1 protein-coding gene is annotated in these 4,206 nt (G+C 71.3%); it reads left to right on the top strand.

What is annotated here, in order from left to right; all coding sequences use genetic code 11:
- Positions 1-139 precede the first annotated feature (139 nt).
- A complete protein-coding gene (locus ACNFOC_RS51535) occupies positions 140-4,153 on the top strand; it encodes a hypothetical protein (RefSeq protein WP_416965891.1) in 4,014 nt (1,337 codons plus the stop codon).
- Positions 4,154-4,206: the final 53 nt, after the last annotated feature.

Below are 4,206 nucleotides of genomic sequence, written 5' to 3'. Positions count from 1 at the left end.
TCGGCCGCCTGGCTGGCCCACACCGGCGAGGTCGGCAGCAGCGGCCTGGTCCAGTCACACGTCAACTCGCCCGTCCACACCAGGTGCCAGGCATAGCCGGACGCTTTCAGCCCGAGGCCCGAGGCGGACCCTCACGGCGATGGCGCGAAACCCGCGGACCGCAGCCCAGGGGTCCGGTCATCTGCGGGCTGCGCAGCAGGGGTTGCAGAACCTGGTGCTGGCCCGGTTGGCGGCGGCACAGGACGGCAGCAGGCCGCTCCCGCCACAGGTGCTCGGCCAGCTCCGGGGCGTCCTCGCCGACGAGTTCGAGAGGAGGGCGTGGACTGCGTCGGACGCCGAGATCGACGACCAACTGGCCGAGTACGGCATCCAGGGCGTGACCCACGCCGAGGACCTGGCGCCGGACGACCTCCAGACCCGCTACGCAGTCGCCCTCACGGCGCCGGACGCCCCACCCGCACCGGCCGACGACCCGCCGAGCAACCGGCGGATGTTCGCCTATCTGCGTGCGGTGGACGCACTGCCGGCGTTCGCCACCATGACACCGGCCCAGCGCCGGTGGCTGCTGATCGCCGGCCATCACCGGAGCACCGCCCCCCTCACCGCGGACGAGGCGGACGCGCTCGACGACGCGGTGCGCCACTGGTCGGCCGCGTGGGCACGCCCGGTCGGCGACACCTTCCTGCCGCTGCTCGCCGACACCCTCGACGCCCCGATCCACGTCTTCCAGCCGACGCCCGACCCGAACGCCGTCGCCCCCGCGACCGCCGGTGCCCCCGCGCCCGCTGGTTCCCGGGGCATCGTGCTGCGCTACGGCCCGACCACCGACACGCCCGCCCTGGAGGTCCACTACACGGGCCTGAACCACTACAGCGCCAGCGACGCGAACACGGGCACCGGCCCGGCGGACATCACCCCGGCGCCTGCGCCCCGGGGTCCCGGGGACGCCAACAGCGTTCAGCCGGACGGCCGTTACCGTCCCGCGCCCACCCGCAGCAGCGACGACGACCGGCCCGCGTCCCACGTCGCCGACCCCGCCCCCAAGGACTCCTGGCACGGTTTGCGTCCGCACGCCCGCGTGGCCGTGCACTCGACGGAGCGGTTCGATCCGCATGCGGATCAGTCCAACTCGCCCCGGCCCGGGACTCTTAGCGGTGCGACGACGCTCATCCGTACGCAGGTCCGTCGTATCCAGGCGCCCAACGGCCAGTGGATCCGCGACTACACGCTCAACCTCCCGGTCACCGCCACCGACCCGGCGCTCACCACTCAACTCAACGAGCGCATCTCCGGTCTGCTGGACGAGCACCTCAATTCCGGTCTGGCGCTGCCCAGTTCAGGTGATCAGCTCCACGTCAACCTCAACCTGATCAGCGACCCGGCGCACCCCGAGGCCATCACCCTCACCAACACGTCCGACCCGGCTCGCGCCGACCAACTCCACCTGGACGCCGGCCATTCCGACGCGGATCTCCTCCACGAGGTGTTGCATTACCTCGGTCTGCCCGACGAACAACGCGACAACGACTTCCTGTTGCGCAACCACCCGAACAGCACGACGGTCCGCACGACCGGTCTCATGGCGACCACGCAGACCCCTGTCCACATCCCGCACCGCTACCTCCGCACGATCGAGAACGTCACGTCCGCGGGGCCCCAACTCCACGACCACACAGGCCAGGACGAGACGACCCCCGCCCTGGATCCCGACACCACACCCATCCCCACCGACTCCACCCTCACCTGGCCCACCTCCAACGCCCCGACCGCACAGCCGCCCGCGCACGGCCAACTCCCGTCGACCTACGTGAACACCTACGGCGCGCTCCCGGACGGGACCGTCGGACTCGTGTACGCGGAGCCGTTCTCCGACGAGGTGATCGAGGGGCTGCACGGGCAGGTCTACGCGGAGCTGGGGCTGGACGCCGACAACGTGCCCGAGGCGGTGCGTGAGCAGGTGCGGGGTGAGTTGAGCCGGGAGAACCTCGCGCTTCAACTGCCGTATCTGCGCTCGAATGGTGGTCATCGCATCACCGTGCGGGTCGGCGGTCGTGACCGTACCGTCGATGTTCAGTTGACGCTTTCGGATGCGCGGGAGTCGTTGCGGCAGGGGCGTTTTGATCCGCGTGATCCGGACAAGCATGTCGAGCGGCGTGGTTTTGGTACGCGGGAGAACTTCTCCAGTCAGCCGTCGGGGACGTACCGGACGTTCCAGGTGCCGTGGACCGGTTCCTGGCCGATCACCGCGCCGACCGCCGTGCGAGCCATAGACGGATCGCTGACGGCGGCCATCACGCACAACCAGGCCGGCGACGCCACCACCGTCACGCAGGCCGTCCAGACCACATCCTCGCAGCGCTCCAACGAGCCTTCTGATCCTGTGGAGTTCAGCACCCGGTGGCGGGTGCGCACCGACGGCCCGGCCATCACCCCGGCGCCGGCAGCCACCGCGACCCCTGCGACCACGACGGCCACCGCTCCCGCGCCGGACGGGTGGGGTACACCGGAGTCCCACGGCTCCACCACGATCTGGTTCCCCCGGCACCTCACCACCGCTGACCCGGCGCAGGGTTCGCTGCCCGCTCCGGCGGCGCTGACCGATCTGCCGCTCTACGGTGTCGACTCGGTGGTCGATCCCAGGGCTCTGTACGAGCACGTCCACCAGACGTTCCACGCGGATCTCGACGCCACTGCCGCCGGGCAGGTCTCGGACTTCCTGTCCGAGCAGGTGTTGCGCGGCACGCTGCCCATGCAGATCGACGGCGGGATCTACTCGCCCGTGATCACCGACATCGACGGCAACGCGGTCGGCATGCTGCACCTCGTCACCACGCCCGCCGTCGGCACCCCGCTGCGGCAGAGCACCCCGGGTCAGATCAACCTGGAGAGTCACCTGGTCAACACGGCGAAGGTGGACCTCTCGTCGAAGTACACCAGCGGTATCGGGGTCAGCGGGAGTGGTGCCGCCGCTCTCACCGGTGACCACAGTCAGGGGCATCCGGACGCCTCCAGCGCCATCGGCGGCAGTCTCGGTCTGCGTGGGCAGACGCAGGCGACCGTCACCAACACCTACAGCGCGAGCAGTTCGGCCGGCACGATGCACGCCGTCCGCACCAACCGCGGCCATCTCCTCACCCCCTCCGGTGTCACCTACCAGGTCACCCTGATCCGGCCGGACGGCACCGAGACGCAGGCACCGGCGCTGACCCAGGCGCGCGGCATGGACCTGCGGGTCCTGAGCAAAGCGGACGCCACGGGGCACACCCCGACCGCCGCCGAGACGCGCGAACTCCCGGACTCGCTGGAGCGGTTGGACGGCATCGGGCTGAGCGCGGCCCCGCTCGACGTCACCGGCACGGACGGCCTGTTCGACGAGGCCGAGACATGGCTGCGCCGCGAGGGATTCCTGCCGCCCAGCCCAACGGCCCCGGCCCCCACCGGGGTTGGCGCGCGGCTGAAGCAGGCGGTACGCAACCACGAACCCGAGCACCAGATCCGGTTGCACGCCCAGCTCAACAACCTGCGCCGGCTGCGCGAGGCCCGCTCCCGCACCGGGCTGCGCGCCGCGACCGACGCCATGGTCGACGGCGGACACGCCCTGCACTTCGAGGTGCCGAACAGCACCGACACCGGCGTCCGCCGGGTCCGGCTGCTCCTCACCGCCATGCGTGACGGCACGCAGGCCAGCACGCATCATCTGGTCCTGCCGGGCATCCAGGTGATGGGTCTGGCCCAGATGGCGGGCAGCGACGCCGAGCAGCGCGGTGAGTCGTACGGCGCCGCGGTCGGGCCGATGGGCAGTGTCAGCTGGCCGCTGGGTGGTTGGGGGTCCATCGGGTTCGGGGCCGACTATCAGTACGGCCACCAGGTCACCCATGGCGACACGGTGGGCGGCGCGACCTCGCACGACCAGTTCTACATCGGCACCAACCAGGACAGCCACGAGTTCAGGGTGCCGGTGGAACTGGCCCTGGACCTGTACGCGGACGACACGAACGTGCCGAGCGAGCGGTTCGGGCGGAACGTCAACCAGGCGGCCCCGGCCCCGGTCGTCGCTCCGGCCCCAACTGTCGCCGGTGCGCCGCCCGTTGCCCGCCGGGGCGGCCGGCCGTCTCCAGGCCCGCGTCGCGCACCCGGGCGGCGGACGCGGTGAGGTCGTCGAGGGCCTCGCCGCGGGCCTGGAGCAGCACCGCCGCTTCCGTGACG

The organism is Streptomyces colwelliae, assembly GCF_048158785.1.
Taxonomy (GTDB): Bacteria; Actinomycetota; Actinomycetes; order Streptomycetales; family Streptomycetaceae; genus Streptomyces.
The sequence above is the reverse complement of the archived record's forward strand: the minus strand, read 5'-3'. Positions and strand labels throughout refer to the sequence as shown.